The organism is Streptomyces sp. BPTC-684, assembly GCF_030028635.1.
GTDB classification, from domain to species: domain Bacteria; phylum Actinomycetota; class Actinomycetes; order Streptomycetales; family Streptomycetaceae; genus Streptomyces; species Streptomyces noboritoensis.
Window position 1 is genome coordinate 3,857,381 of the sequence record NZ_CP124863.1, and the last position, 25,190, is coordinate 3,882,570.

17 protein-coding genes are annotated in these 25,190 nt (G+C 71.5%); 10 read left to right on the forward strand and 7 right to left on the reverse strand.

The window, feature by feature from the left end; genetic code table 11:
- The first annotated feature begins 1 nt into the window (after position 1).
- From mtrA to QIY60_RS17120, 6 genes are all read left to right on the forward strand, one after another.
- Positions 2-691 carry a two-component system response regulator MtrA gene (mtrA, locus tag QIY60_RS17095; RefSeq protein WP_188278465.1) on the forward strand — a complete coding sequence of 230 codons (690 nt, stop codon included), beginning with the start codon at positions 2-4 and terminating at the stop codon, positions 689-691.
- Between the two features lies 1 nt (position 692).
- On the forward strand, positions 693-2,744 hold the full coding sequence (mtrB, locus tag QIY60_RS17100; RefSeq protein WP_283143228.1) for an MtrAB system histidine kinase MtrB: 2,052 nt from the start codon (positions 693-695) through the stop codon (positions 2,742-2,744).
- The gene (locus QIY60_RS17105) at positions 2,734-4,623 is read left to right on the forward strand and encodes an LpqB family beta-propeller domain-containing protein (protein WP_283143229.1); all 1,890 of its coding nucleotides are present in this window, start codon (positions 2,734-2,736) and stop codon (positions 4,621-4,623) included. The genes mtrB and QIY60_RS17105 overlap by 11 nt, the downstream gene beginning before the upstream one ends.
- A 113-nt stretch (positions 4,624-4,736) precedes the next feature.
- Positions 4,737-5,495: a ComF family protein gene (locus QIY60_RS17110; RefSeq protein WP_283143230.1), complete on the forward strand. Its 759-nt coding sequence runs from the start codon at positions 4,737-4,739 to the stop codon at positions 5,493-5,495.
- Between the two features lie 314 nt (positions 5,496-5,809).
- Entirely contained in the window at positions 5,810-6,499 is a 690-nt protein-coding gene (gene raiA, locus QIY60_RS17115) for a ribosome-associated translation inhibitor RaiA (protein WP_283143231.1), read from the forward strand.
- 224 nt (positions 6,500-6,723) lie between these two features.
- A complete protein-coding gene (locus QIY60_RS17120; RefSeq protein WP_190091886.1) occupies positions 6,724-7,476 on the forward strand; it encodes a response regulator transcription factor in 753 nt (250 codons plus the stop codon).
- Between the two features lie 28 nt (positions 7,477-7,504).
- Here the strand turns inward: QIY60_RS17120 and QIY60_RS17125 are convergent, their stop codons facing one another.
- Complete coding sequence (locus QIY60_RS17125; protein ID WP_283143232.1) at positions 7,505-8,674, reverse strand: crosslink repair DNA glycosylase YcaQ family protein; 1,170 nt, start codon at positions 8,672-8,674, stop codon at positions 7,505-7,507.
- Between the two features lie 73 nt (positions 8,675-8,747).
- Entirely contained in the window at positions 8,748-9,383 is a 636-nt protein-coding gene (locus tag QIY60_RS17130) for a GNAT family protein (RefSeq protein ID WP_283143233.1), read from the reverse strand.
- A gap of 195 nt (positions 9,384-9,578) precedes the next feature.
- Between QIY60_RS17130 and secA the strand changes: the two genes are divergently transcribed.
- Positions 9,579-12,425 (forward strand): preprotein translocase subunit SecA, encoded by a 2,847-nt coding sequence (gene secA, locus QIY60_RS17135; RefSeq protein ID WP_283143234.1) that lies wholly within the window; start codon positions 9,579-9,581, stop codon positions 12,423-12,425.
- Positions 12,426-12,453: 28 nt separating this feature from the next.
- Here secA and QIY60_RS17140 read toward each other — a convergent pair whose 3' ends face one another.
- Complete coding sequence (locus QIY60_RS17140; protein ID WP_283143235.1) at positions 12,454-12,912, reverse strand: Rv3235 family protein; 459 nt, start codon at positions 12,910-12,912, stop codon at positions 12,454-12,456.
- A gap of 267 nt (positions 12,913-13,179) precedes the next feature.
- On the opposite strand from QIY60_RS17140, the gene QIY60_RS17145 reads away from it, so the two are divergent.
- Together QIY60_RS17145 and QIY60_RS17150 are read left to right on the forward strand one after the other, a co-directional pair.
- On the forward strand, positions 13,180-13,686 hold the full coding sequence (locus QIY60_RS17145; protein WP_283143236.1) for a hypothetical protein: 507 nt from the start codon (positions 13,180-13,182) through the stop codon (positions 13,684-13,686).
- 141 nt (positions 13,687-13,827) lie between these two features.
- Positions 13,828-14,502, forward strand: a complete 675-nt coding sequence (locus tag QIY60_RS17150; RefSeq protein ID WP_190091881.1) for a haloacid dehalogenase-like hydrolase — start codon at positions 13,828-13,830, stop codon at positions 14,500-14,502.
- Between the two features lie 180 nt (positions 14,503-14,682).
- Here QIY60_RS17150 and QIY60_RS17155 read toward each other — a convergent pair whose 3' ends face one another.
- Positions 14,683-15,249, reverse strand: coding sequence for a DJ-1/PfpI family protein (locus tag QIY60_RS17155; RefSeq protein ID WP_101388562.1), 567 nt, complete (start codon positions 15,247-15,249; stop codon positions 14,683-14,685).
- A 503-nt stretch (positions 15,250-15,752) separates the two neighbouring features.
- Between QIY60_RS17155 and QIY60_RS17160 the strand changes: the two genes are divergently transcribed.
- Entirely contained in the window at positions 15,753-20,723 is a 4,971-nt protein-coding gene (locus QIY60_RS17160) for an NAD-glutamate dehydrogenase (RefSeq protein ID WP_283143237.1), read from the forward strand.
- A gap of 113 nt (positions 20,724-20,836) precedes the next feature.
- Here the strand turns inward: QIY60_RS17160 and QIY60_RS17165 are convergent, their stop codons facing one another.
- From QIY60_RS17165 to QIY60_RS17175, 3 genes are all read right to left on the reverse strand, one after another.
- Positions 20,837-22,717 carry a serine/threonine-protein kinase gene (locus QIY60_RS17165; protein ID WP_349253987.1) on the reverse strand — a complete coding sequence of 627 codons (1,881 nt, stop codon included), beginning with the start codon at positions 22,715-22,717 and terminating at the stop codon, positions 20,837-20,839.
- 65 nt (positions 22,718-22,782) lie between these two features.
- Positions 22,783-23,820, reverse strand: coding sequence for a serine/threonine-protein kinase (locus QIY60_RS17170; RefSeq protein ID WP_283143238.1), 1,038 nt, complete (start codon positions 23,818-23,820; stop codon positions 22,783-22,785).
- A 67-nt stretch (positions 23,821-23,887) separates the two neighbouring features.
- Positions 23,888-25,144, reverse strand: a complete 1,257-nt coding sequence (locus tag QIY60_RS17175; RefSeq protein ID WP_283143239.1) for a glycosyltransferase family 87 protein — start codon at positions 25,142-25,144, stop codon at positions 23,888-23,890.
- Between the last annotated feature and the right edge of the window lie 46 nt (positions 25,145-25,190).

The following is a 25,190-nucleotide window of genomic DNA, read 5'->3' on the forward strand; positions in this document are numbered from 1 at the left end:
GATGATGACGTTTATGAAGGGACGCGTCCTTGTCGTCGACGACGACACCGCGCTGGCCGAGATGCTCGGCATTGTGCTGCGTGGAGAAGGTTTTGAGCCGTCGTTCGTAGCGGACGGCGACAAGGCACTGGCGGCATTCCGTGAGGCCAAGCCGGACCTGGTGCTGCTGGACCTCATGCTGCCCGGACGGGACGGCATCGAGGTCTGCAGGCTGATCAGGGCCGAGTCAGGTGTGCCGATCGTGATGCTCACCGCCAAGAGCGACACCGTGGATGTGGTGGTCGGCCTGGAGTCCGGGGCGGACGACTACATCGTGAAGCCGTTCAAGCCGAAGGAACTGGTCGCCCGTATCCGGGCGCGCCTGAGGAGGTCGGAGGAGCCGGCGCCGGAGCAGCTGGCGATCGGCGATCTGGTGATCGATGTGGCGGGTCACTCCGTGAAGCGGGACGGGCAGTCCATCGCCCTGACTCCGCTGGAGTTCGACCTGCTGGTCGCGCTGGCCCGCAAGCCGTGGCAGGTGTTCACCCGCGAGGTGCTTCTGGAGCAGGTGTGGGGGTACCGGCACGCGGCGGACACGCGGCTGGTCAATGTGCACGTCCAGCGGCTGCGCTCGAAGGTCGAGAAGGACCCCGAGCGCCCGGAGATCGTGGTGACCGTCCGTGGTGTCGGTTACAAGGCCGGACCGAGCTGACATGTCCCGCGGCGGTGCTGCTCCGAAGCCCGGGAAGCCCGGGGTCCGTGGGGGGCGGGCTGCTGGTGTGGGACGCAAGACGACGGCATGGGGCGGGCGGATCCTCCAGGAGGGCACGCCCGGCAGCCCCGTGCTGCGGCTCTTCGTGCGCTGGGTGCGGCGTCCGCTGCTGCCCGCAGTGCGGCTGTGGCGGCGCAACATCCAGCTGCGGGTGGTCGCCTCCACCCTGCTGATGTCGCTGGGTGTGGTGCTGCTGCTCGGGTTCGTTGTCATCGGTCAGGTGCGCAACGGGCTCCTCGTCACCAAGGAGAAGGCGTCCGAGAGCCAGTCCGCGGGCGGCTTCGCCGTGGCAAAGGACAAGGCCAGCGCCCCGGATGCGCCGGGTGGGCAGGACGACGGCAGCTCGGACGGGCGGGCCGGCAGCTCGGTGACCTGGCGCAGTGAGCTGGTGACCCAGCTCGCCAGTGGCGGCCAGGGCGCGTTCTACGTGGTCGCGCTGAGCGCCGACTCCGAGGACTCGCCCTCCAGCAACCGGGGCCCGCGTGCCTCGGGCGGCGTGGACCCGGTCGCGAGCGTCCCGCAGAGCCTGCGGGACGACGTCGACCAGGGCACGGGCGCGTACAAGACGTACGCCTCGATCAAGTACCTCGACGGCCAGGAGCCCAAGCCGGGGCTGGTCATCGGGACCAAGCTGAAGGACGTCGACGGCCAGGCCTACCAGCTGTACTACCTCTTCCCGCTGGCGCAGGAGGAGAAGACGCTGAGTCTGGTCAAGGGCACTCTTGCGACCGCCGGGCTGTTCCTGGTGGTGCTGCTCGGCGCGATCGCCTGGCTGGTGGTGCGCCAGGTCGTCACCCCGGTCCGGATGGCGGCGCAGATCGCCGAGCGGCTCTCCGCGGCCAAGCTCCAGGAGCGGATGAAGGTCACCGGCGAGGACGACATCGCGCGGCTCGGCGAGGCCTTCAACAAGATGGCGCAGAACCTCCAGATCAAGATCCAGCAGCTGGAGGAGCTGTCGCGGATGCAGCGGCGGTTCGTCTCGGACGTCTCGCACGAGCTGCGGACGCCGCTGACGACCGTACGGATGGCGGCGGACGTCATCCACGAGGCGCGCGTCGACTTCGATCCGGTGACGGCGCGGTCGGCGGAGCTGCTGGCCGGGCAGCTGGACCGGTTCGAGTCGCTGCTCGCCGACCTGCTGGAGATCAGCCGGTTCGACGCGGGCGCGGCGGCGCTGGAGGCCGAGCCGATAGACCTGCGGGACGTCGTACGACGGGTGATCGAGGGCGCCGAGCCGCTCGCCGAGCGCAAGGGCACGCGGATACGGGTGGTCGGGGACGACCAGCCGGTGATCGCGGAGGCCGACGCCCGCAGGGTCGAGCGGGTGCTGCGCAACCTCGTCGTCAACGCCGTGGAGCACGGCGAGGGCCGGGACGTGGTGGTGCGCATGGGCACGGCCGGCGGCGCCGTCGCGGTCGCGGTGCGCGACTACGGAGTGGGCCTGAAGCCGGGCGAGGCGACCCGTGTGTTCAACCGGTTCTGGCGGGCCGACCCGGCCCGGGCCAGGACGACCGGAGGCACGGGCCTTGGACTGTCGATCGCGGTCGAGGACGCGCGGCTGCACGGCGGCTGGCTGCAGGCCTGGGGCGAGCCCGGTGGCGGCTCCCAGTTCCGGCTGACGCTGCCGCGAACGGCCGACGAGCCGCTGCGCGGATCCCCGATACCGCTGGAGCCGGAGGACTCGCGGGCCGCGCGCGAGCGGGCCCGCCAGGGCGCGGGCGCCGAGCAGGGCAACGGGCTGCGGCTGGCGAGCGTGCCGGTCCAGCCCGCAGCCACCCGCTCCTCGCTGCCCGTGCCGCCCCGGCCACCGGTCCCGCCGAGGACGTCCGGGCCGGCCGCCGATCCGACCGCGCTGCCCGGTGGCGGCGGGGCCAGGGTGGTGCCGCGGGTCAGCGACGCGCGCGTGGAGGGCGAATCCGTACCATCGCAGGCTGCTGACACAGCGGCTGCCCCGGCAGCCGCCGACCAGGAGGAATCGGCTCGTGGGCGCTGATCGGGGGAGGGGCCGCGGCCGTCGGCTGCGGTCGGCCGCGCTGCTGGGCTGCGGCGGTGTGCTGGTGGCGGGGTGCGCGTCGATGCCCGACAGCGGGGACGTGCACGCGGTGCAGGCCTCGCAGCGCGCCGACTCGCAGGTGCAGGTGTACGCGGTGCCGCCGCGCGAAGGGGCGGCCGCCGACGAGATAGTCGACGGGTTCCTGGAGGCGATGACCAGTGACGACCCGCAGTTCGCGACGGCGCGCAAGTATCTGACGCCGCAGGCCGCGCGGACCTGGAAGCCGGATCTGGCGACCACGGTGCTGGCCGACGGGCCGAACCCGCAGCCGAACCGGACCAACGACAAGGGCGACAGTTCGAGCTTCACGTTCACGGTGACCGGAAAGCCGGTCGCCGTGGTCGACAAGCAGCACGCCTACCAGCCGGCCGGGCCGAAGTCGGCGTACAACGAGACGATCCATCTCGTACGGCAGAACACGCCCAACGGCAAGGAGTGGCGCATCGACGCGCTGCCCGAGGGGCTGCTGCTGGGCCAGTCGGACTTCCAGCGCATCTACCGTTCCGTCAACAAGTACTACTTCGCGTCGGGGCAGGACCGGCTGGTCGCCGATCCGGTGTACGTGCGTCAGCGCAACGACCCCGAGACGCAGATGAACCTGGTCACCCAGACGGTCATGGCCGTTCTGGAGGGGCCGACCAACTGGCTGCGGCCGGTGGTGGGTTCGCGCTTCCCGAGCGGTACGGCGCTCAAGGAGGGCACCAAGTCGCTGTCCTTCGACGACCGCAACGCGCTGAAGGTGCCGCTGAACGAGCGGGCGTCCAACGTGGGCGGGAGCCAGTGCCGCAAGATGGCGGCCCAACTGCTGTTCACGCTGCGGGATCTGACGGCCACCCGGGTCGGCCAGGTGGAGCTGGACCGGGCGAACGGCTCTCAGCTGTGCGTGCTCGGTGGCGATCAGGCCGAGGGGTACGCCCCGGACCGCATCTCGCCCAAGCCCGGCCAGTACTTCGTGGACGAGCAGGGGCGCCTCGCGCGGATGCGCGCCGGTGCGCGTGACAGCACGGAAGGTACCGACGGCGCAGACAGCACGGACGGGGACGTGGTCACCGAGCTGGTGTCCGGGCCGTTCGGCCGGACCGGGCAGCAGCTGCGTACGGTCGCGGTGGAGCGGGACGAGCGGCGCGCTGCGGGGGTGACGACCGACGGCCGGTCGATGTACGTGGCGCCGATCGTGTCCGACGGCGAGTCGGTGAAGACGCTGGTGACCAGCCAGAGCAAGGATCCGAAGGACGGCCTCTCGGCGCCGAGTTGGGACGGCCGCAACGATCTGTGGGTGGCCGACCGGGACCGGGACCACTCCCGGCTGCTCCGCCTCGACCACGGTGAGGGCCAGCCGCAGGAGGTCGATGTCGCCGGTCTGAACGGGGCGCGCATCGAGCAGGTGCGGATGTCGGCGGACGGGGTGCGCATCGCGCTCCTGGTGAACGAGGGCGGTCACACGACGCTGCGGATCGGCCGAGTGGAGCGGATCGGCGACCCGGAGCATCCGCAGGTCTCCGTGGTGGAGCTGCGCCCCGGAGCGCCGCAGATGGAGGACGTGACGGCCGTTTCCTGGGCCGGTCGCAGCCGCCTCGTCGTGGTCGGCAAGGAGTCCGGCGGCCTCCAGCAGCAGCTTCGCTACATGCAGACGGACGGCTCGCTGTCGGCCGCGGGCAATCTGCCGGGCGCCAACCGGGTGACGGAGATCGCCGCGGCGGACGACGAGCGGCTGCCGCTGGTGGCGCACTCGAAGGAGGACGGCATCGTACGGCTGCCGCCGGGCGCCAACTGGAAGACGGCGGTCAAGAAGGGCTCGTCGCCGGTCTACCCGGGCTGACGGCTCCGCCGCCCCGGCGGTGGTCGCCCAATGGTTCCGGCAGTGGCTCGGTCGCCCCGGTGGGTTTTCCACAGGGGTGGCCGGGCAGCCGTCCTGTTGGCAGAGTGGATGCCATGCGGGGATGGTGGCAGGAGATCTCCGGGCTGGTGCTGCCGGTTGCCTGCGGCGGCTGCGGCAGTCCCCGTACCGCGCTGTGCGAGCGGTGCGCGGCGGCGCTGCTCGGTGCGCGGGCACGGCGGGTCCGGCCTGCCCCCGAGCCCGCGGGACTGCCGGTGGTGTACGCGGCGGCGGTGTACGAGGACGCCGTACGGGCGGTGCTGCTCGCCCACAAGGAACGGGGTGCCCTGGGCCTGGCCGGGGCCCTTGGGCAGGCGCTCGTGGGCGCGGTACGCGCGGCCGCCGGAGCGCCCCGGGACGGGCCGCTGCTGCTCGTGCCGGTGCCGTCGGCGCGGCGGGCGGTGCGGGCGCGCGGGCATGATCCGGCGCGCCGGATCGCCCTGGCGGCGGCCGGGGAGTTGCGGCGTACGGGTACGGACGCGCGCGTGGCGGCGGTGCTGCGCCAGCGGCGTGCGGTGGCGGACCAGTCGGGGCTGAGCGCCCGGCAGCGGCTGGCGAATCTGAGCGGGGCGCTGGAGGTGTCGGCGGGTGGTGACAGGCTACTGGAGGGCGGTCGGGTGGTCCTGGTGGACGACCTGATGACCACCGGAGCCTCGCTGGTGGAGGCGGCCCGGGCCGTCGCGGCCGCCGGCGGGACGGCGACCGGGGCGGTCGGCGGTGCCCCGGCGCACGCAATTCCGGGATTCGCGCAACGGACGGCCGCAGCCGCGGTTGTCGCGTCCACTCCGGCATCTTTCGAAATAAACCGGAACTGACAGGGAAGCTGCATCGTTGCAGGTAGTGAGAGGGAGAAAACACCTGAACGGAGGTACGTGCGGGTAGCGGGTGCCGACATCCGTCCGAGCGAGCTATGTTCGGTTGTGAGGAATGGCGAGAGCTGAGCCTCACTGAATGCACGGCCTCGCTTCTGGGTATTTCCCCGACCCTGAAGTCGGTGGGGTGGCGATCTTCCCCACGGGGGAGGAGGAGGTGAAAGTCGCCCAGTCCGAGACTCCGGTGTCACCGGAGTCTGGTGCAAGAGGGAGATGCTCCGCGGTGAAGGCGGAGTGATCCGGGAACGGAGTTCTGCGTGGACATCGTCGTCAAGGGCCGCAAGACCGAGGTGCCCGAGCGGTTCCGCAAGCACGTGGCCGAGAAGCTGAAGCTGGAGAAGATCCAGAAGCTCGACGGCAAGGTAATCAGCCTCGACGTCGAGGTGTCCAAGGAACACAACCCGCGGCAGGCCGACCGTTCCGACCGAGTGGAGATCACGCTGCACTCGCGTGGCCCGGTGATCCGGGCGGAAGCGGCGGCAGGCGACCCGTACGCAGCCCTCGACCTGGCCCACAGCAAGCTGGAGGCGCGGCTGCGCAAGCAGCACGACAAGCGCTACACCCGCAGGGGCAACGGTCGGCTGTCGGCTGCCGAAGTGGCCGTCGTGGTGCCGGACGCCGCCCAGTTGAACGGAAGCGGGGAGCTCGTGGACGGTTCGATGGACGAGGGCGTCCCCATCACCCGGATGGGATCGGTCGAAGTACAGGGCGAAGGCCCGCTCGTGGTCCGCGAGAAGACCCATGTGGCCGCCCCGATGACGCTCGACCAGGCGCTCTACGAGATGGAGCTGGTCGGGCATGACTTCTACCTCTTCGTCGACTCCGAGACGAAGCAGCCCAGCGTGGTCTACCGGCGGCACGCCTACGACTACGGCGTGATCCATCTGGAATCGGACCCGCTCGCCGGTGAGGACGCGGGCGGCGCAGGCGGAGCACTCGGCGGATGACCAGGTCGGCGGCGCGCTGAACGGATCCGTGCGGCGCGCCGTACCAGAGTGCGGTGGTGCCCCTGGAGCGCTTGTGCGCCCCCAGGGGCACCACTGTGCGACCGGTGGACCACCGCTCTGTCGGCCGGGCATGAAATCATGGCGTCGCACGCCAACCACTGCTCCCTGGAGCGCGGTTGGTGCAGCCACACCAACTCGGGCCATGGCCTTCAGGGGGAGGAACGATGGCAGACAGCTTCGGGCCGGTGCACGACGGGTCGGCCGCGGACGGTTCTGACGGGGCTCCCACCGGCATGGAAGCGGCCGGATCGCGCAAGGAGCCGATCCGGGTCCTGGTCGTCGACGACCACGCGCTGTTCCGCCGGGGCCTGGAGATCGTGCTGGCCGCGGAGGAGGACATCCAGGTCGTCGGCGAGGCGGGCGACGGGGCGGAGGCCGTGGACAAGGCGGCGGACCTGCTTCCCGACATCGTGCTGATGGACGTACGGATGCCGAGGCGCGGCGGGATCGAGGCCTGCACCTCCATCAAGGAGGTGGCCCCCAGCGCGAAGATCATCATGCTGACGATCAGTGACGAGGAGGCCGACCTCTACGACGCGATCAAGGCGGGGGCGACGGGCTATCTCCTCAAGGAGATCTCCACCGACGAGGTGGCGACGGCGATCCGGGCGGTGGCGGACGGCCAGTCCCAGATCAGCCCGTCGATGGCATCGAAGCTGCTCACCGAGTTCAAGTCGATGATCCAGCGCACCGACGAGCGTCGGCTGGTGCCCGCGCCGAGACTCACCGACCGCGAGCTGGAGGTGCTCAAGCTCGTCGCCACGGGGATGAACAACCGGGACATCGCCAAGGAGTTGTTCATCTCCGAGAACACCGTGAAGAACCACGTCCGCAACATCCTGGAGAAGCTGCAGCTGCACTCCAGGATGGAGGCGGTGGTGTACGCGATGCGCGAGAAGATCCTGGAGATCCGCTAGCCGCCTCGCGGCGCCACAGGCCTGGGCGTCAGGCCGCCGCGATCGCCGCCGTCAGCTCTCGGGCGAGCCCCGGCGTGTCGGCGCGCTCGATCCGTACGGCGTCGCAGCCCACCCACCGCGCCGCCTCCAGCAGGGCCTGTGCCATCGGGGCTATGGCCTTCGGCGTCTCCAGGGAGACCTGCTTGGCCACGAGCGTGCGGCCCTCGCGGGCGGGGTCGGCGCGGCCGAGCAGCCTGCCGCCCGCCAGCAGGGGCATCGCGAAGTATCCGTACACCCGCTTCGGCTTGGGCGTGTAGGCCTCCAGACGGTGGCTGAAGCCGAAGATCCGCTCGGTGCGCGCGCGGTCCCAGATGAGCGAGTCGAAGGGCGACAGGAGCGTCGTGCGGTGGCGTCCGCGCGGCTCGGTGGCAAGCGCCTCCGGGTCCGCCCAGGCGGCCTTCTCCCAGCCCTGGACGGTGACGGGCATCAGACCGGAGTCGGCGATCACCGCGTCCACCTGCTCGCCCTTGAGACGGTGGTAGTCCGCGATGTCCGCGCGCGTGCCGACGCCGAGGGAGCGGCCCGCCAGCGCGACGAGCCGGCGCAGGCACTCGGTGTCGTCCAGCTCGTCGTGGAGGAAGACGTCCGGGATGGCGCGCTCGGCCAGGTCGTACACCCGCTTCCAGCCGCGTCGTTCGGTGCACACCACCTCGCCGTACATCAGCGCGCGCTCGACGGCGACCTTGGACTCCGACCAGTCCCACCACTCACCCTTGTTCTTGGCGCCGCCCAAGTCCGTCGCGGTCAGCGGGCCTTCGGCCCGCAGCTGCTTGATCACCTGCTCGTACGCCCCGTCGGGCAGGTCGTGGTGCCAGTGCGGGCGGGAGCGGTAGGCGCGGCGGCGGAAGGCGAAGTGCGGCCACTCCTCCACGGGGAGGATGCAGGCGGCGTGCGACCAGTACTCGAAGGCGTGGCCGTCCGTCCAGTACGCCTCGTCCACCGCCTTGCGGCCCACCGCGCCCAGGCGCGCGTACGGAATCAGCTCGTGCGACCGGGCGAGGACCGAGATCGTGTCGAGCTGGACCGCGCCCAGGTGGCGCAGCACGCCCCGCACCCCTCCCTTGCGGTCGGGCGCGCCCATGAATCCCTGGGCGCGCAGGGCGATGCGACGGGCCTCGTCGGCGGAGAGTCGGGCGGCGGGACGCGGCAGGCTGGTCATGCTCCGCACGATAGACGGCGGCACTGACAATCCACCGGGGAGAGCCCCCGGCCGGAACCCGCCCGCGCTCGCCTCACCCCCGCGACGGCAAGTACGCGCGCGTGGTGGGCAGACCCAGGTCGCAGGGGAGGAGGCCACCCACCCAGCTGTCGCGGCGGGTGCCGCCGTGGACGAGGGCCGCGCGCAGGGTGCCCTCCATGGTGAAGCCCGCCTTCTCGGCCACCGCGCGCGAGGCCGCGTTGCCGACCTCCGCCCGCCACTCCAGGCGCTCGACGCCCGCCGACTCGAAGGCCCAGCGGGCGGCCGCCACCGCCGCCTCGGTCATATAGCCGCGGCCCCGGTACTCCTTGGCCGCCCAGAACCCCAGCTCGGCGACGTTCTCACCGCGCCGCATGACGCCGACCATCGCCACCAGCGGGCCCTCCGACGCCGCCCCCTGAGCCTCACCGGTCCCGGTGGCCTCTTCGGCCTCACCCGTCCCGGTGGCGTCCCTGAGGAGTACCGCGAAGGTGAATTCGGAGTCGTCCCGCCAGCCGTTGGGCGCGAAGGTGCCGGTGAAGGCCTCGGCGTGCTCGCGCAGGTAGGGCGAGGGGACGGTGGTCCAGCGCTGGATGTCGGGGTCCTGACAGGCCGCGTACGCCGCGTCCGCGTCCTGCGGGCCGACGGGGCGCAGCAGCAGGCGCTCGGTGCTGAGGGTGACTGGGTCCATCGGCTGATTCTCCGCGCCGGGGCGGAACGGACGCCAGGGCTTTTCGTGTTTCCCGGCACCTTCCGGGCGCCCTGTCCGTTGTCGTCATGGCAGACCTCCCGGCGCGGGCGGGTCCTCGCATACGATGGCCGTTGCCCAGAAGTAATCAACCGTACTCGACCGCGCCAGGCCCGACCGGCAAGGAGACCAACCCCCGTGTCCGTCCTCTCAAAGCTCATGCGTGCAGGCGAAGGCAAGATCCTGCGCAAGCTGCACCGCATCGCGGACCAGGTCAACTCCATCGAAGAGGACTTCGTGAACCTCTCCGACGCCGAGCTCCGTGCCCTCACCGACGAGTACAAGGAGCGGTACGCGAACGGGGAGAGCCTGGACGACCTGCTCCCGGAAGCCTTCGCCACCGTCCGCGAGGCCGCCAAGCGCGTCCTCGGACAGCGCCACTACGACGTCCAGATGATGGGCGGCGCCGCGCTGCACCTCGGCTATGTCGCCGAGATGAAGACCGGTGAGGGCAAGACCCTCGTCGGCACCCTCCCGGCCTACCTCAACGCGCTCTCCGGCAAGGGCGTGCACCTGATCACGGTCAACGACTACCTGGCCGAGCGCGACTCCGAGATGATGGGCCGCGTGCACCGGTTCCTCGGCCTCGAGGTCGGCTGCATCCTGGCCAACATGTCGCCCGCCGAGCGCCGCGCGCAGTACGCCTGCGACATCACGTACGGCACGAACAACGAGTTCGGCTTCGACTACCTGCGCGACAACATGGCGTGGTCCCAGGAGGAGCTCGTCCAGCGCGGCCACAACTTCGCGATCGTCGACGAGGTCGACTCGATCCTGGTCGACGAGGCGCGTACGCCGCTGATCATCTCCGGCCCGGCCGACCAGGCCACCAAGTGGTACGGCGACTTCGCCAAGCTGGTCACGCGCCTCACCAAGGGTGAGGCGGGCAACCCGCTCAAGGGCATCGAGGAGACCGGCGACTACGAGGTCGACGAGAAGAAGCGCACCGTCGCCATCCACGAGCCCGGCGTCGCCAAGGTCGAGGACTGGCTGGGCATCGACAACCTCTACGAGTCGGTGAACACCCCGCTCGTCGGTTACCTGAACAACGCCATCAAGGCGAAGGAACTGTTCAAGAAGGACAAGGACTACGTCGTCATGGACGGCGAAGTCATGATCGTCGACGAGCACACCGGCCGTATCCTCGCCGGCCGCCGCTACAACGAGGGCATGCACCAGGCGATCGAGGCGAAGGAAGGGGTGGACATCAAGGACGAGAACCAGACCCTCGCCACGATCACCCTGCAGAACTTCTTCCGTCTCTACAAGCGTCACGACCAGGACGGCAAGGAAGAGCCCGGCCTCTCCGGCATGACCGGTACGGCGATGACCGAGGCGGCCGAGTTCCACCAGATCTACAAGCTCGGCGTCGTCCCGATCCCGACCAACCGACCGATGGTCCGCAAGGACCAGTCCGACCTGATCTACCGCACCGAGGTCGCGAAGTTCGAGGCGGTCGTCGACGACATCGCCGACAAGCACGAGAAGGGCCAGCCGATCCTGGTCGGCACCACCTCGGTCGAGAAGTCCGAGTACCTCTCGCAGCAGCTCTCCAAGCGCGGCATCCAGCACGAAGTGCTGAACGCGAAGCAGCACGACCGGGAGGCGACGATCGTCGCCCAGGCGGGCCGCAAGGGCGCCGTCACGGTCGCCACGAATATGGCCGGCCGAGGCACCGACATCAAGCTCGGCGGCAACCCGGACGACCTCGCCGAGGCGGAGCTGCGCCAGCGCGGCCTGGACCCGGTGGAGCACGTCGAGGAGTGGGCGCACGCGCTGCCCGCCGCCCTGGAGAAGGCCGAGCAGGCCGTCAAGGCCGAGTTCGAAGAGGTCAAGGACCTCGGCGGTCTCTACGTGCTGGGCACCGAGCGCCACGAGTCGCGCCGGATCGACAACCAGCTGCGCGGCCGCTCCGGCCGTCAGGGCGACCCGGGCGAGTCCCGCTTCTACCTGTCGCTCGGCGACGACCTGATGCGCCTGTTCAAGGCCCAGATGGTCGAGCGCGTCATGTCGATGGCGAACGTGCCGGACGACGTGCCGATCGAGAACAAGATGGTGACGCGCGCGATCGCGTCGGCCCAGTCGCAGGTCGAGCAGCAGAACTTCGAGACGCGCAAGAACGTCCTGAAGTACGACGAGGTGCTCAACCGCCAGCGCGAGGTCATCTACGGCGAGCGCCGCCGCGTTCTGGAGGGTGAGGACCTGCACGAGCAGGTGCAGCACTTCATGGACGACACCATCGACGCCTACATCCAGGCGGAGACCGTCGAGGGCTTCGCCGAGGAGTGGGACCTGGACCGGCTGTGGGGCGCCTTCAAGCAGCTCTACCCGGTGAAGGTCACCGTGGAGGAGCTGGAGGAGGCGGCGGGCGACCGCGCGGGCATCACCGCCGAGTTCATCGCCGAGTCCATCAAGGACGACATCCACGAGCAGTACGCGGCGCGCGAGGAGCAGCTCGGCTCCGAGATCATGCGTGAGCTGGAGCGGCGCGTGGTCCTCTCGGTGCTCGACCGCAAGTGGCGCGAGCACCTCTACGAGATGGACTACCTCCAGGAGGGCATCGGCCTGCGTGCCATGGCGCAGAAGGACCCGCTGGTCGAGTACCAGCGCGAGGGCTTCGACATGTTCAACGCCATGATGGACGGCATCAAGGAGGAGTCCGTCGGCTACCTGTTCAACCTGGAGGTCCAGGTCGAGCAGCAGGTCGAGGAGGTCCCGGTCGAGGACGCGGCGCCCTCCGACAAGCCGTCGCTGGAGAAGGAGCCGGCCGGGGCGCGTCCGGAGATCCGGGCCAAGGGCCTGGACGCCCCGCAGCGCCCGGACCGGCTGCACTTCTCCGCCCCGACGGTGGACGGCGAGGGCGGTGTCGTCGAGGGCGACTTCGACAACGGCGACGAGCCGGCCCGCTCCGAGGCGGACGGCATGACCCGCGCGGAGCGCCGCAAGGCCCAGAAGAGCACGGGCGGCCGCCGCCGCAAGAAGTAGCCGCAGGGCGCGGCCGAGGGTCGCGCAGTCACCGGGTGGGGCCGGGCACCGTACGGGTGCCCGGCCCCACTTCTACGGCCGCACAGCGCCAGCGCAGGTCGGCGCCCTGCTCCAGGCGAAAGGCCATGGCGCGTACGTGGTCGCCCGCCCCGATGCGGGCGAAGGCCTCGATGACGCCCGGCTGGGGCACGTACTCGTCGCAGTGCCGCACCACCGGCCGGCACGAGGCCCGCAGCGGACTGGCCGGGGCAAGGAGCACCAGCTGCTCGTACGCCTCCCCGACGGTGTGCCCCAGCATCCAGTGGACCGGCCGGTGGCCGCTGAGGACGGCGAGCAGGCGCTCCGCGAACCAATAGCGGGGCAGCCGCTGCCGGCGTGCGTACGCGGAGGTGGCACCCGGTCTGCCGGGCCCCACGCGGTCGCTGCGCCCCGCGGGCCGGGTCCTGTCGGTCCGCACGTCGGCCCGCGTCCTGTCGGTCCTGTTCATCTCTGTCGCCCCCTTTGATACCGGCCAGTAGCTTTCTGTTGGGGATCTTGTACGGGGGCGGCGGCGCCTGTCGCAAGGGCGGCCGGGCGGGCGGGGCGGGGCCCGCGTAATTCACCTATCAGGGTGATGCGAGGCCCGGCGGGGCCGGTGGCGACGGGGAATCCGGCGCCACGCGCCCCGAGGCCCCGGACGTCGCGCGGGCAACCCGAAGGGGGACTCCCGCACGTATCCTGAGGGCGTCTTCCGACCAGAAAAGAGCGGCCTGTCATGCGCGTGTACCTCCCTCTGACCCTCCCTGGTCTCGCGACGGCGCACACGGCGGGAGAGCTCGGCCCCGGCCCGCTGACCGCCTACGCCGTCACGCCCGGGCTGCGCGAGTGGTACGTCTCGGACGACATCGAGGAGCTGGAGTACGCGGCGCTGAGCCGGGCCGCGGCGGCGTCGCTGCGGCTGCTCGCCGGGGACCCGGAGGCCGCCAGGCGCCGGGTCGTGGTCGCCGTGGACGTGCCCGACGGGGCCGCCTCCGCCGACCCCGACCGCAGCCTGGACGCGAGCGCGCTGGGCGAGGTGCGGATCTCCGGCCCGGTGCCGCTGGCCAAGGCGGCCGCGGTGCACGTGGACGCGGACGACGCGGTCACCGACGTCGCCGCGGCGGCCGACGCGCTGGGCGCGGCGGACCAGGGCGACGACGACGCGCAGTTCACGGTCGACGGCGCCGAGGACCACGAGCTGCTGTGGTTCGGGGTGCAGGAGATCCCCAACCTGATCGGCTGAGTGCGGGAGAACCCCGACCTCATCGGCCGAGTGCGGGGGACTCCCCGCCGGATCGGCTGACAGCCCGGCTGACCTGCGCTCTTGGGCACCTCATGGGCCGGAGCGGGGTCCGTTGTCAGTGGGGGTGGGTACCGTTCTGGCATGGGGAAGCGCACGACGCATCTGGTCTGGGACTGGAACGGCACACTGCTCGACGACATCACCGCGGTCATCGAGGCGACCAACGCGGCCTTCGCGGAGCTCGGCCTGGAGCCGATCACGCTGGAGCGGTACCGCGAGCTGTACTGCGTGCCGATACCCCGCTTCTACGAGCGGCTGATGGGGCGGCTGCCGACCGAGGCGGAGTGGCTCGTGATGGACGAGGCGTTCCACAAGCACTACTGGCGCCGGGCGGACGCCTGCGCGCTCACGGCGGGCGCGGCCGAGCTGCTCGCCGCGCGCCGCGCCGCCGGGCGCAGCCAGTCGCTGCTGTCGATGGCGCCGCACGAGCACCTGGTGCCGATCGTGCGGCGGCACGGCATCACCGAGCACTTCCTGCGCGTCGACGGCCGCACCGGCCCCTCGCACGGCAGCAAGGCCGAGCACATGGTCCGGCATCTGACGCTGCTGCGGGAGGCGGGCGAGGGGATATCCGCCGACCGGGTCGTGGTGATCGGGGACGCGGTGGACGACGCCGTGGCCGCGGCGCACGTCGGCGCGCGGGCGGTGCTGTTCACCGGCGGGTCGCACAGCCGGGCCAGCCTCGCGGTGGCGGGGGTGCCGGTGGTGGACACGCTGGCGGAGGCGGTCGAGACGGCGGAGCTGCTGGCGGGCTGACGGCCTCGTACGGACGGGGTGGGCTCTGCCGCGCCGGATGGTGCGGGACGCCCGGAGACGCCCCGCACGCGGCGCCGCAGGGGCGTCTGGCGGGGAACCGGCCTCCGGGCCGCCAAAAGGGTGCTCAGGGATGCCCCGGGCCACCTGGAGGCGCCCGGAGGGATCCGTGCCGCGCCCCGGCTACGTCACCGGCGCCTTCGCCCGCAGCACCGTGAGGAACTCCCGCATCCAGGTGGAGTGGTCCGGCCAGGCGCGGGCGGAGACCAGGGTGCCGTCGACGACCGTTTCCGCGTCGCGGAAGCTGGCGCCGGCGGCCTGCATGTCGAGTTCGAGGGCGGGGTACGCGGTGACCCGGCGGCCGCTGAGGCCGCCGATCGCGGCGGTCAGGAGGGGACCGTGACAGATCTGGGCGACCGGCTTGTCCGTGTCGAAGAAGGCCTTGAGAATCTTGCGCAGCTCGGGGTCGTTGCGCAGGTATTCGGGCGCCCGGCCGCCCGGGATCACCAGTGCGGCGTACTGGCCGGGATCGACTTCCGAGAAGGCCAGGTCGGCCGGCCAGGTGTAGCCCGGCTTCTCGGTGTACGTGTCGAAGCCCGGCTCGAAGTCGTGGACCACGAACTGGAGCTTCTTGCGGGCGGGGGCGGCGATGTGGACGTCGTAGCCCTCCTCGCGCAGCCGCTGGTAGGGGTAGAGGACCTCCAGCGACTCCGCCGCGTCGCCGGTCACGATCAGGATCTTGGCTGCCATCGGTGCTCCCGGAGTCGACCGTGCGTGCCTGGCTCGTACAGGGTGCGCGGGGCTGTTCGCCCCGCCGTTCCTCGGGGTGTGCGCGGTGCGGCGCCCGGTGCCGCTCGGCGCACCGCGCGTACGGGGCAAACGTGCCCCGGCCCGGCCGGTTTGCCAAGAGGGCACGCGGACGGCGCGCGTCGCTGTCCAGAGTGTCAAACTTCGGGCCCTGCTTTTGTACACATACGGCTCATGACGGTTCGGGGGGGCGGGGCGATAGCCTTGACCCGTGATCAGCGCGATATCCCGCAGGGGCACTGACGCCCCTGCCCTGCGCCCGGAGTGCCACAGTGCCCGGGCCCTCGCTGATTCCCGTATCCCGGGCCCTTCGCCGAAAATGGCCAATAACGACCCGGGCATCTCTCATCGCGGCATAACGTCGACTCCGACCGGACACCCCGCGTCGTGGCGTTGCGCTGCTTCTACCTACGTCACGCAACGGCGCGCGACAGGAGCCAGAGGACATGCAGACCAAGCTGGACGAAGCCAAGGCCGAGCTGCTCGCACGGGCCGCCCGGGTAGCTGAGAACAGCCCGGTGGGGGGCCCCGGCGGTCTGGGGGGCGCCCCCCAGGACCGGGCAGCCACTACCGGGACCACGGGGGAGGAAGGTCCTGGGCAGGACGCCGTCCTCGGGTACCTCCAGCGCTACTACCTGCACACCGCTCCCGAGGACCTGGCCGACCGCGACCCGGTCGACGTCTTCGGCGCCGCCCTGTCGCACTACAGGCTGGCCGAAAACCGCCCCCAGGGCACCGCGAGCGTGCGGGTGCACACCCCGACCGTCGAGGAGAACGGCTGGACGTGCAGCCACTCGGTCGTCGAGGTCGTCACCGACGACATGCCCTTCCTCGTGGACTCCGTCACCAACGAGCTCTCCCGCCAGGGCCGCGGCATCCACGTCGTGATCCACCCGCAGGTCGTGGTCCGCCGCGACCTCACCGGCAAGCTCATCGAGGTCCTGGACACCGGCGCGCAGACCGGCGGCCTGCCGCACGACGCGCTCACCGAGTCCTGGATCCACGTCGAGATCGACCGCGAGACCGACCGCGCCGACCTGAAGCAGATCACCGCCGACCTGCTGCGGGTGCTGTCCGACGTACGGGAAGCCGTCGAGGACTGGGAGAAGATGCGCGACGCCGCGGCGCGCATCGCCGACGAGCTCCCCAAGGAGCCCAAGGCCGGCGACCTGCGCGACGAGGAGGTGGACGAGGCCCGGGAGCTGCTGCGCTGGCTCTCCGACGACCACTTCACCTTCCTCGGCTACCGCGAGTACGAGCTGCACGAGGACGACTCGCTGGCGGCCGTGCCCGGCACCGGCCTCGGCATCCTGCGCTCCGACCCGCACCACGGCGGCGACGACAGCCACCCGGTCAGCCCGTCCTTCGAGCGGCTGCCCGCCGACGCGCGCGCCAAGGCCCGCGAGCACAAGCTCCTGGTGCTCACCAAGGCCAACAGCCGGGCCACCGTGCACCGGCCCTCCTACCTCGACTACGTCGGGGTGAAGAAGTTCGACGACAACGGCAACGTGATCGGCGAGCGCCGCTTCCTCGGCCTGTTCTCCTCGGCCGCGTACACCGAGTCGGTCCGCCGCGTCCCCGTAGTGCGCCGCAAGGTCGCCGAGGTGCTGCGCGGCGCCGGGTTCTCGCCCAACAGCCACGACGGCCGCGACCTGCTCCAGATCCTGGAGACCTACCCGCGCGACGAGCTGTTCCAGACCCCGGCCGACCAGCTGCGCTCCATCGTCACCTCGGTGCTCTACCTCCAGGAGCGGCGCCGGCTGCGCCTCTACCTGCGCCAGGACGAGTACGGGCGCTACTACTCGGCGCTGATCTACCTGCCCCGCGACCGCTACACCACGGGCGTGCGGCTGCGGCTCATCGACATCCTCAAGGAGGAGCTCGGCGGCACCAGCGTCGACTTCACCGCCTGGAACACCGAGTCGATCCTGTCCCGGCTCCACTTCGTGGTGCGGGTGCCCGCCGGCACCGAGCTGCCCGACCTCACCGACGCCGACACCGAGCGCATCGAGGCCCGCCTGGTGGAGGCCGCCCGCTCCTGGGCCGACGGCTTCTCGGACGCGCTGAACGCCGAGTGCGGCGAGGAGCGCGCCGCCGAGCTGCTGCGCCGCTACGGCCACGCCTTCCCCGAGGGCTACAAGGCCGACCACTCGCCGCGCGCCGCCGTGGCCGACCTGGTCCACCTGGAGCAGCTCACCCACGGCCGCAAGGACTTCGCGCTCTCGCTGTACGAGCCGGTCAACGCGGCGCCCGGCGAGCGCCGGTTCAAGATCTACCGCATCGGCGAGCAGGTCTCGCTCTCGGCCGTGCTGCCGGTCCTCCAGCGCCTGGGCGTCGAGGTCACCGACGAGCGCCCCTACGAGCTGCGCTGCGCCGACCGTACGCACGCGTGGATCTACGACTTCGGCCTGCGCCTGCCGAAGAAGCTCAACGGCAACGGCGACTACCTCGCGGACGACGCCCGCGAGCGCTTCCAGGAGGCCTTCGCCGCCACCTGGACGGGCGCCGCCGAGAACGACGGCTTCAACTCGCTGGTGCTGCGCGCCGGGCTCAACTGGCGCCAGGCGATGGTGCTGCGCGCCTACGCCAAGTACCTGCGCCAGGCCGGTTCGACCTTCAGCCAGGACTACATGGAGGACACCCTCCGCGACAACGTCCACACCACCCGGCTGCTGGTCTCGCTCTTCGAGGCACGGATGTCGCCGGGCCGCCAGAGCGCGGGCACCGAGCTCATCGACGGTCTGCTCGAAGAGCTGGACGGCGCGCTCGACCAGGTCGCCTCGCTCGACGAGGACCGCATCCTGCGCTCCTTCCTCACCGTCATCAAGGCGACGCTGCGGACGAACTACTTCCAGAAGAACGCCGAGGGCAACCCCCACGCGTACGTCTCGATGAAGTTCGACCCGCAGGCCATCCCGGACCTGCCGGCGCCCCGCCCGGCGTTCGAGATCTGGGTGTACTCGCCGCGCGTCGAGGGCGTGCACCTGCGCTTCGGCAAGGTCGCGCGCGGTGGTCTGCGCTGGTCCGACCGCCGCGAGGACTTCCGTACGGAGATCCTCGGCCTGGTCAAGGCGCAGATGGTGAAGAACACCGTCATCGTGCCGGTCGGCGCCAAGGGCGGCTTCGTCGCCAAGCAGCTCCCGGACCCGTCCGTGGACCGCGACGCGTGGCTGGCCGAGGGCATCGCCTCGTACAAGACGTTCATCTCGGCGCTGCTCGACATCACCGACAACCTGGTGGCGGGCGAGGTCGTGCCGCCGTCCGACGTGGTGCGCCACGACGAGGACGACACCTACCTGGTGGTCGCCGCCGACAAGGGCACCGCGACCTTCTCGGACATCGCCAACGACGTGGCGATCAGCTACGACTTCTGGCTCGGCGACGCGTTCGCCTCCGGCGGCTCCGCCGGATACGACCACAAGGGCATGGGCATCACCGCGCGCGGTGCCTGGGAGTCCGTCAAGCGGCACTTCCGCGAGCTCGGCCACGACAGCCAGACCCAGGACTTCACGGTCGTGGGCGTCGGTGACATGTCCGGTGACGTGTTCGGCAACGGCATGCTGCTCTCCGAGCACATCCGCCTGGTCGCCGCCTTCGACCACCGCCACATCTTCATCGACCCGGCCCCGGACGCGGCCGTCTCGTACGCCGAGCGCCGCCGCCTGTTCGACCTGCCCCGCAGCTCCTGGGCGGACTACGACAAGGAGCTGCTGTCCGCGGGCGGCGGCATCCACCCGCGTACCGCCAAGTCGATCCCGGTCAACGCGCACATGCGCGCGGCCCTCGGCATCGAGCAGGGCGTCACCAAGCTGACGCCCGCCGAGCTGATGCAGGCGATCCTCAAGGCGCCGGTGGACCTGCTGTGGAACGGCGGCATCGGTACGTACGTGAAGTCGTCCGCCGAGTCCAACGCGGACGTCGGCGACAAGGCCAACGACGCGATCCGCGTCAACGGCGAGGACCTGCGGGTCAAGGTCGTCGGCGAGGGCGGCAACCTGGGTCTGACCCAGCTCGGCCGGATCGAGTTCGACCGCAACGGCGGCAAGGTCAACACCGACGCGATCGACAACAGCGCGGGCGTGGACACCTCCGACCACGAGGTGAACATCAAGATCCTGCTCAACGGCCTGGTCGCGGAAGGCGACATGACCGTCAAGCAGCGCAACAAGATCCTCGCCCAGATGACCGACGAGGTCGGCAGGCTGGTGCTGCGCAACAACTACGCGCAGAACACGGCCCTGGCCAACGCGGTCGCGCAGTCGCCGTCGCTGCTCCACGCCCACCAGCGGTTCATGCGCCGCCTCGGGCGCGACGGCCACCTGGACCGGGGTCTGGAGTTCCTGCCGACCGACCGCCAGATCCGCGAGCTGCTCAGCAACGGGCGCGGGCTCAGCCAGCCCGAGCTCGCCGTCCTGCTCGCGTACACCAAGATCACGGTGGCCGACGAGCTGGTCCACACGGACCTGCCGGACGACCCGTACCTGCAGAAGCTGCTCCACGCGTACTTCCCGAAGCAGCTGCGCGAGAAGTTCCCCGAGGCCATCGACGGACACGCGCTGCGCCGCGAGATCGTCACCACGGTCCTGGTCAACGACACGGTCAACACCGGCGGTTCGACCTTCCTGCACCGGCTGCGGGAGGAGACCGGCGCGTCCTTGGAGGAGATCGTCCGGGCGCAGACCGCGGCCCGCGAGATCTTCGGCCTGAGCGCGGTGTGGGACGCGGTCGAGGCGCTCGACAACAAGGTCGACGCCGACGTCCAGACCCGCATCCGGCTCCACTCGCGCCGTCTCGTCGAGCGCGGCACGCGCTGGCTGCTCAACAACCGGCCGCAGCCGCTCCAGATCGCCGAGACCATCGCGGACTTCGGCGAGGGCGTCGAGAAGGTCTGGGGCGAGCTGGCGAACATGCTCAAGGGCGCGGACCTGGAGTGGTACCAGTCGATCCTGGACGAGCTCACCGCGGCCGGGGTGCCGGACGAGCTCGCGCGCCGGGTCGCCGGGTTCTCCTCCGCGTTCCCGTCGCTCGACGTCGTGGCGATCTCGGGCCGCACCGGCAAGGACCCGCTGGCCGTCGCCGAGGTGTACTACGACCTCGCGGACCGGCTGCGGATCACCCAGCTGATGGACCGGATCATCGAGCTGCCGCGGGCCGACCGCTGGCAGTCCATGGCCCGCGCCTCCATCCGCGAGGACCTGTACGCGGCGCACGCGGGTCTCACCCAGGACGTGCTCTCGGTCGGCAACGGCACGTCGTCGCCCGAGCAGCGGTTCAAGGCGTGGGAGGAGAAGAACGCGGCGATCCTCGGCCGTGCGCGTACGACCCTGGAGGAGATCCAGGGGTCGGACGCGTTCGATCTGGCGAATCTGTCGGTTGCGATGCGGACGATGCGGACGCTGCTGCGTACGCATAGCTGAGTCCGTCTTTCGGCTGCGGACCGTGCTGGGCTGGTCGCGCAGTTCCCCGCGCCCCTAAAGGCATAAGGAAGGGGGGCACCCACCGCAAGGTGGGTGCCCCCCTTCCTTATGCCTCAGCGCGTCACCTTCCAGAGCGTTACCGTGCCCTCGAATGCCGGGATGTTGTTGTCCGTGGACGGGGTCACCTTGGTGATCTTCCACATGGCCAGATTGCCCTTGGTGGTCACCGAGCACATGGTGTCGCCCGCCTTGATCAGGTGGTCGTCGTTGAGCGCCTGGGCCGAGGCCGACTTGGGCAGCGGGTTCTGCAGCGCGCCCTCGCGGCACAGCTCCGGCGTGGTGCCGTTCGCCTTGCCGAGCGCCTGCTTGAAGTCCAGCCGGTCGTCACGCGCCTCGAACTCGGTGTTGTCGTAGGCGAGCTTGCCGGTCGGGTCCACCGCCGGGACGTCGAAGTCGATCTGCGTGGTGGAGAGCGACTCCGGCGTACGCAGGGTGATCGGCTTGTCCTGGAAGACCACCGTGTACGTGACGTTGGCGGGCGGCGCCGAACTGTCGTCGCTCGCGCCGTCCGAGGGCGTCGAGTCCGCCGCCGGGGACTCCTTCGGCGGGTTCTTCGCGGCGGGCGACTGCGTCGTGCCGCCCTTCGCCTCGGCGTCGTCGTCCTTCTTGCCCTTGGTGAACCAGACCGCCGCGGCCGCGCCCGCACCGACGGCCACGACCAGGGCGGCCGCCATGAGGACGGTACGGATCCGGCGCTTCGGCTTCTTCTGCGGCACGACCGGCGCCGGGGCGGGCGCCGGGACGTGGGCCTGGGGGTGGGCCTGGGGGTGGGTGTGGACGGCGGGCTGCGGTGCCGTGCCGTAGCCCGCGCCGTACCCCGTGTCGTACGGGGTGCCGTACGCCGTGCCGTACCCGGGAACGGCACCCGTCTGCGGACCGGTCTGTGGACCCGTCTGCGGCGCGGGCGTCGGCTGGGCGGCCGGGGGCACCGTCGGCGGGGCCGGGGGCATCGCCGGGGCCGCCGTGGGCGGCAGCGGGGGCTGGGCCGGGGCGGGCTTCGGCGGCGCCGCGGCCGCCTGCTCGCTGCGGGCGATCTCCGCCGCCACCGCCTCCGGCAGCCAGCCGGTGAAGTCCCGCAGGGCGCGCCCCGACGCCTGCTCGCAGAGCGGGGCGAGGTCGGCCGGGGTGATGCGCAGCGCCGGGTCGGCGGTCAGCGTGCACTCAAGCAGCGGGCGCAGCTCGGCCGGGTAGCCGCTCAGGTCCGGCGGGCGGTGCGCGGAGTTGGCGATCTGCGCGGCGACGGTGATGGCGCCGCCGTCGCCGTACGGGTGGCGGCCGGTGGCGGCGACGGCGGCGATCAGGCCGAGCGAGAACACGTCGGTGGCGGGCGTGAGCTGCTCGCCCAGCGCGTGCTCGGGCGACATGTACTGCGGCGTGCCGATCATGCCGCCGCTCGCGGTGAGCTGGGTGGCGTCGGCGGCGCGCGCGATGCCGAAGTCGATCACGTACGGGCCGCCGGAGCCGAGCAGCACGTTGCTGGGCTTCAGATCGCGGTGGATCACCCCGGCGGCGTGCACGGCGGTCAGCGCCTGCGCCGCGCAGCCGACGAGCTGGAAGACGGCGGGCAGCGGCAGCGGGCCGAACGAGGTCAGCGCGTCGTGCAGCGAGAGGCCCGGCACGTACTGCGTGGCGAGCCAGGGCTGGGCGCCGCTGGTGTCGTGGTCCACCACGGGCACGATGTGGTAGCCCTGCACCCGGCGGGCGGCCTGCACCTCCTGCTCGAAGCGGCGGCGGAAGTCGGCGTCCTGGCCGTACTCCCGGCGGATCACCTTGAGCGCGACCGGCTGTCCGCCACGGGTGTGCGAGAGGTAGACCGTGCCCATGCCGCCCTCGCCGATACGGGCGAGGAGCTGGTAGCCGGCGGTCTCGCGCGGGTCCTCGGGCCCGAGTGGACTGAGTGTGTCGCCGGATCTGCTGATGGTTCCTCCCCCGATCGTGGCACCCGACGTGCCGTCAACTGCTGCGGGCGCAGAGCCTACGCGGGCGGCGGTCGCCGGTACTACTCAGCTCCTGACCGCCTGGTCCCGCGCACCCGCCGGATGAACTCGGCCGCGTCGGGATCGCGGACCGTCAGCGGCGCCGTCGGGGGCATCGCCGGGACCGTCGGCGCGTCCGGCAGCGCCATCCGCAGCCGGGCCGCCGCCTCCCTGGCGCCGATCGCGGCCAGATGCGGCGCGGGCAGCCAGCCCGCGAAGTCGAGCGGGCCCCGGCCGGACAGCCGACGGCACAGCGCGGCCAACTCGGCGGCGGCGGGCCGGTCTTCGGGCCGGGCGGCCAGACAGAGCCGGAGCACCTCGCGCAGCGGTTCGGGGTACGGCGTGAGGTCCGGCGGCTCGCGGTCGGTGCCCGCGATGCGCGCGGCGACCGCCAGGGCGCTGCCCCGCCCGTACGGATGCTGCCCGGTGGCGGCGAGACCGGCGAGCAGCCCGAGCGCGAAGACGTCGGCGGCCGGGGTGAGTTCACGTCCGAGGGCGTGCTCGGGCGACATGTACTTCGGGGTGCCCACCAGCCGTCCCGTGGTGGTGAGCCGGACCGCCCCGGCGGCCTTGGCTATGCCGAAGTCGAGCAGCCAGGGGCCGTCGGCGGCGAGCAGCAGGTTGCCGGGCTTCACATCGCGGTGGATCACCCCGGCGTGGTGCACGGAGTCCAGCGCGCGGGCCGCGCAGGCGAGCAGGTGCAGCACGGCCCCGGGCGGCAGCGGTCCGTGCGCCTCCAGGGCGTCGTCCAGCGGGACGCCCGGGATGTAGCGGGTGGCGAGCCAGGGGAGGGGGCCCTGCGCCGAGTGGTCGAGGACGGGGGCGACATGGGCTCCGTACACCCGCTGGGCGGCCTCGACCTCGCGCGCGAAGCGGCGACGGAACTCCTCGTTCTCCGCGTACTCCCTGCGGATCAGTTTGAGGGCCACCGGCTGGTTGCCCCGGGTGCGGGAGAGGTAGACCGTGCCCATGCCGCCCTCGCCGATGCGGGCTTCCAGGACATAGCCGGAGATCTGGCGCGGGTCGTCCGCGCGCAGCGGCGGAAAACGCGTGTCGGACACCTCGATCCCCCTTCCCACAGGGCCTCTTGCGGTGCTGCCGAGGCCCTACTGCCGATCAGGAACGAGACTATCGCGGCCCACTGACAACGGGCTGCGCGGCCGTCGCCGTCCACAGGCGGCGGCAGGAGAGCAGCGCGGCGCCGAGCAGCAGTCCGTTGCGCAGGACCATCAGCGAGGTGCCGACCGCGGTCCCGGCCATGACCTGGTCGTACAGGGTCGGGAAGGCGAGGGCGCTGAGGGCCGCGGCGGGCAGCGTCAGGAGGGCGACGGGCCGCTGGCTGGTCTGCCGGGAGGCCAGGCACACGGCGGCGAGGCCGAGCAGCCAGATCAGATACTGCGGGCTGATCACCCGGCTGGTCACGGTGAACAGCAGGACCGCGCAGAGCGCCGCGTCCGCCGGGGTGGCCGCCGTCCACCGGCGCGCCCTGACCCGCCACAGCAGCAGCCAGCAGAACGCGGCGGCGGTCAGGGCGAGCGCCAGCCGCGCCACACTTGAGACATACGGGCCGGTGAACTCCATCGCCCCGTACCGGTAGACGACCCGGCCCGGCCAGTGCGCGAAGAGGTGCGCGAGCTGGAGGGCGGTGCCGCCGAGGGACTCGATCTGGACGCCCCGGTTCCCCTGCTGGCGCAGGAAGTCGAGGGTGTGGCTGAAGCCGAGGGCGAGGACGGCGAGCAGGGCGGCGGCCGCGCCGAGCGCCGCCGTCCACGACGCGCGCGTGGTGCGACCGCGCGGGGTGCCGAGCAGGGTCAGGGCGGGCCAGACCTTGACGAGGGCGCCGAGGCCGGCGAGCGCCCCGCCGAGCCGCGGTCTGCGCCGTACGCAGAGCAGCGCGGCCACGGCCGGGGCGGTGACCAGGACGTCGTAGCGGCCGTACGGGAGGTGGAGCAGCAGCGGCAGACCGCCCACCCACAGCCAGGCTCCCGCCGGGCTGCCGCCCGCCCGGGCCCCGGCCCGTACCAGCGTGAAGGCGATCAGCGCGTCGGCGGCCAGGGTCAGCGCGACGAACGCCTGGAAGAAGGTCAGGAACGGCAGCAGCGAGGGGGCGAGGATCACCGCGCCCGCGCCCGGCGGGTACTGCCAGGTGGAGTCGCCGTAAGGGAAGTGACCGGCGGTCAGCTGCTCGTACCACTGGCGGTACAGGACGTACACCTCGCCGGTCACTCCGCCGACACCGATGGAGTCGTCGACTAGGAGGTAGAGCATCAACGCGCGCGTGGCGAGCCAGGTGGCGGCGACGGCGGCGTACCGGGTGCGGCGGTCGGCGGCGCCCGGGTCGGGGGCGGCGGACGGGGCGGGGATGCGCAGCTGCTGGGTCGTCATCGACCAGCAGTTTAGACCGGTTTGGGATATTTATTCGTACTGGTTT

Coding starts and splice junctions, on each gene's coding strand:
- mtrA (WP_188278465.1), top strand. CDS start 2: ATGATGACGTTTATGAAGGGACGCGTCCTTGTCGTCGACGACGACACC.
- QIY60_RS17140 (WP_283143235.1), bottom strand. CDS start 12,912: ATGAACAGGACCGACAGGACGCGGGCCGACGTGCGGACCGACAGGACC.
- QIY60_RS17160 (WP_283143237.1), top strand. CDS start 15,753: ATGCAGACCAAGCTGGACGAAGCCAAGGCCGAGCTGCTCGCACGGGCC.
- QIY60_RS17175 (WP_283143239.1), bottom strand. CDS start 25,144: ATGACGACCCAGCAGCTGCGCATCCCCGCCCCGTCCGCCGCCCCCGAC.
- QIY60_RS17145 (WP_283143236.1), top strand. CDS start 13,180: ATGCGCGTGTACCTCCCTCTGACCCTCCCTGGTCTCGCGACGGCGCAC.
- QIY60_RS17125 (WP_283143232.1), bottom strand. CDS start 8,674: ATGACCAGCCTGCCGCGTCCCGCCGCCCGACTCTCCGCCGACGAGGCC.
- QIY60_RS17130 (WP_283143233.1), bottom strand. CDS start 9,383: ATGGACCCAGTCACCCTCAGCACCGAGCGCCTGCTGCTGCGCCCCGTC.
- QIY60_RS17150 (WP_190091881.1), top strand. CDS start 13,828: ATGGGGAAGCGCACGACGCATCTGGTCTGGGACTGGAACGGCACACTG.
- QIY60_RS17120 (WP_190091886.1), top strand. CDS start 6,724: ATGGCAGACAGCTTCGGGCCGGTGCACGACGGGTCGGCCGCGGACGGT.
- QIY60_RS17110 (WP_283143230.1), top strand. CDS start 4,737: ATGCGGGGATGGTGGCAGGAGATCTCCGGGCTGGTGCTGCCGGTTGCC.
- QIY60_RS17155 (WP_101388562.1), bottom strand. CDS start 15,249: ATGGCAGCCAAGATCCTGATCGTGACCGGCGACGCGGCGGAGTCGCTG.
- mtrB (WP_283143228.1), top strand. CDS start 693: ATGTCCCGCGGCGGTGCTGCTCCGAAGCCCGGGAAGCCCGGGGTCCGT.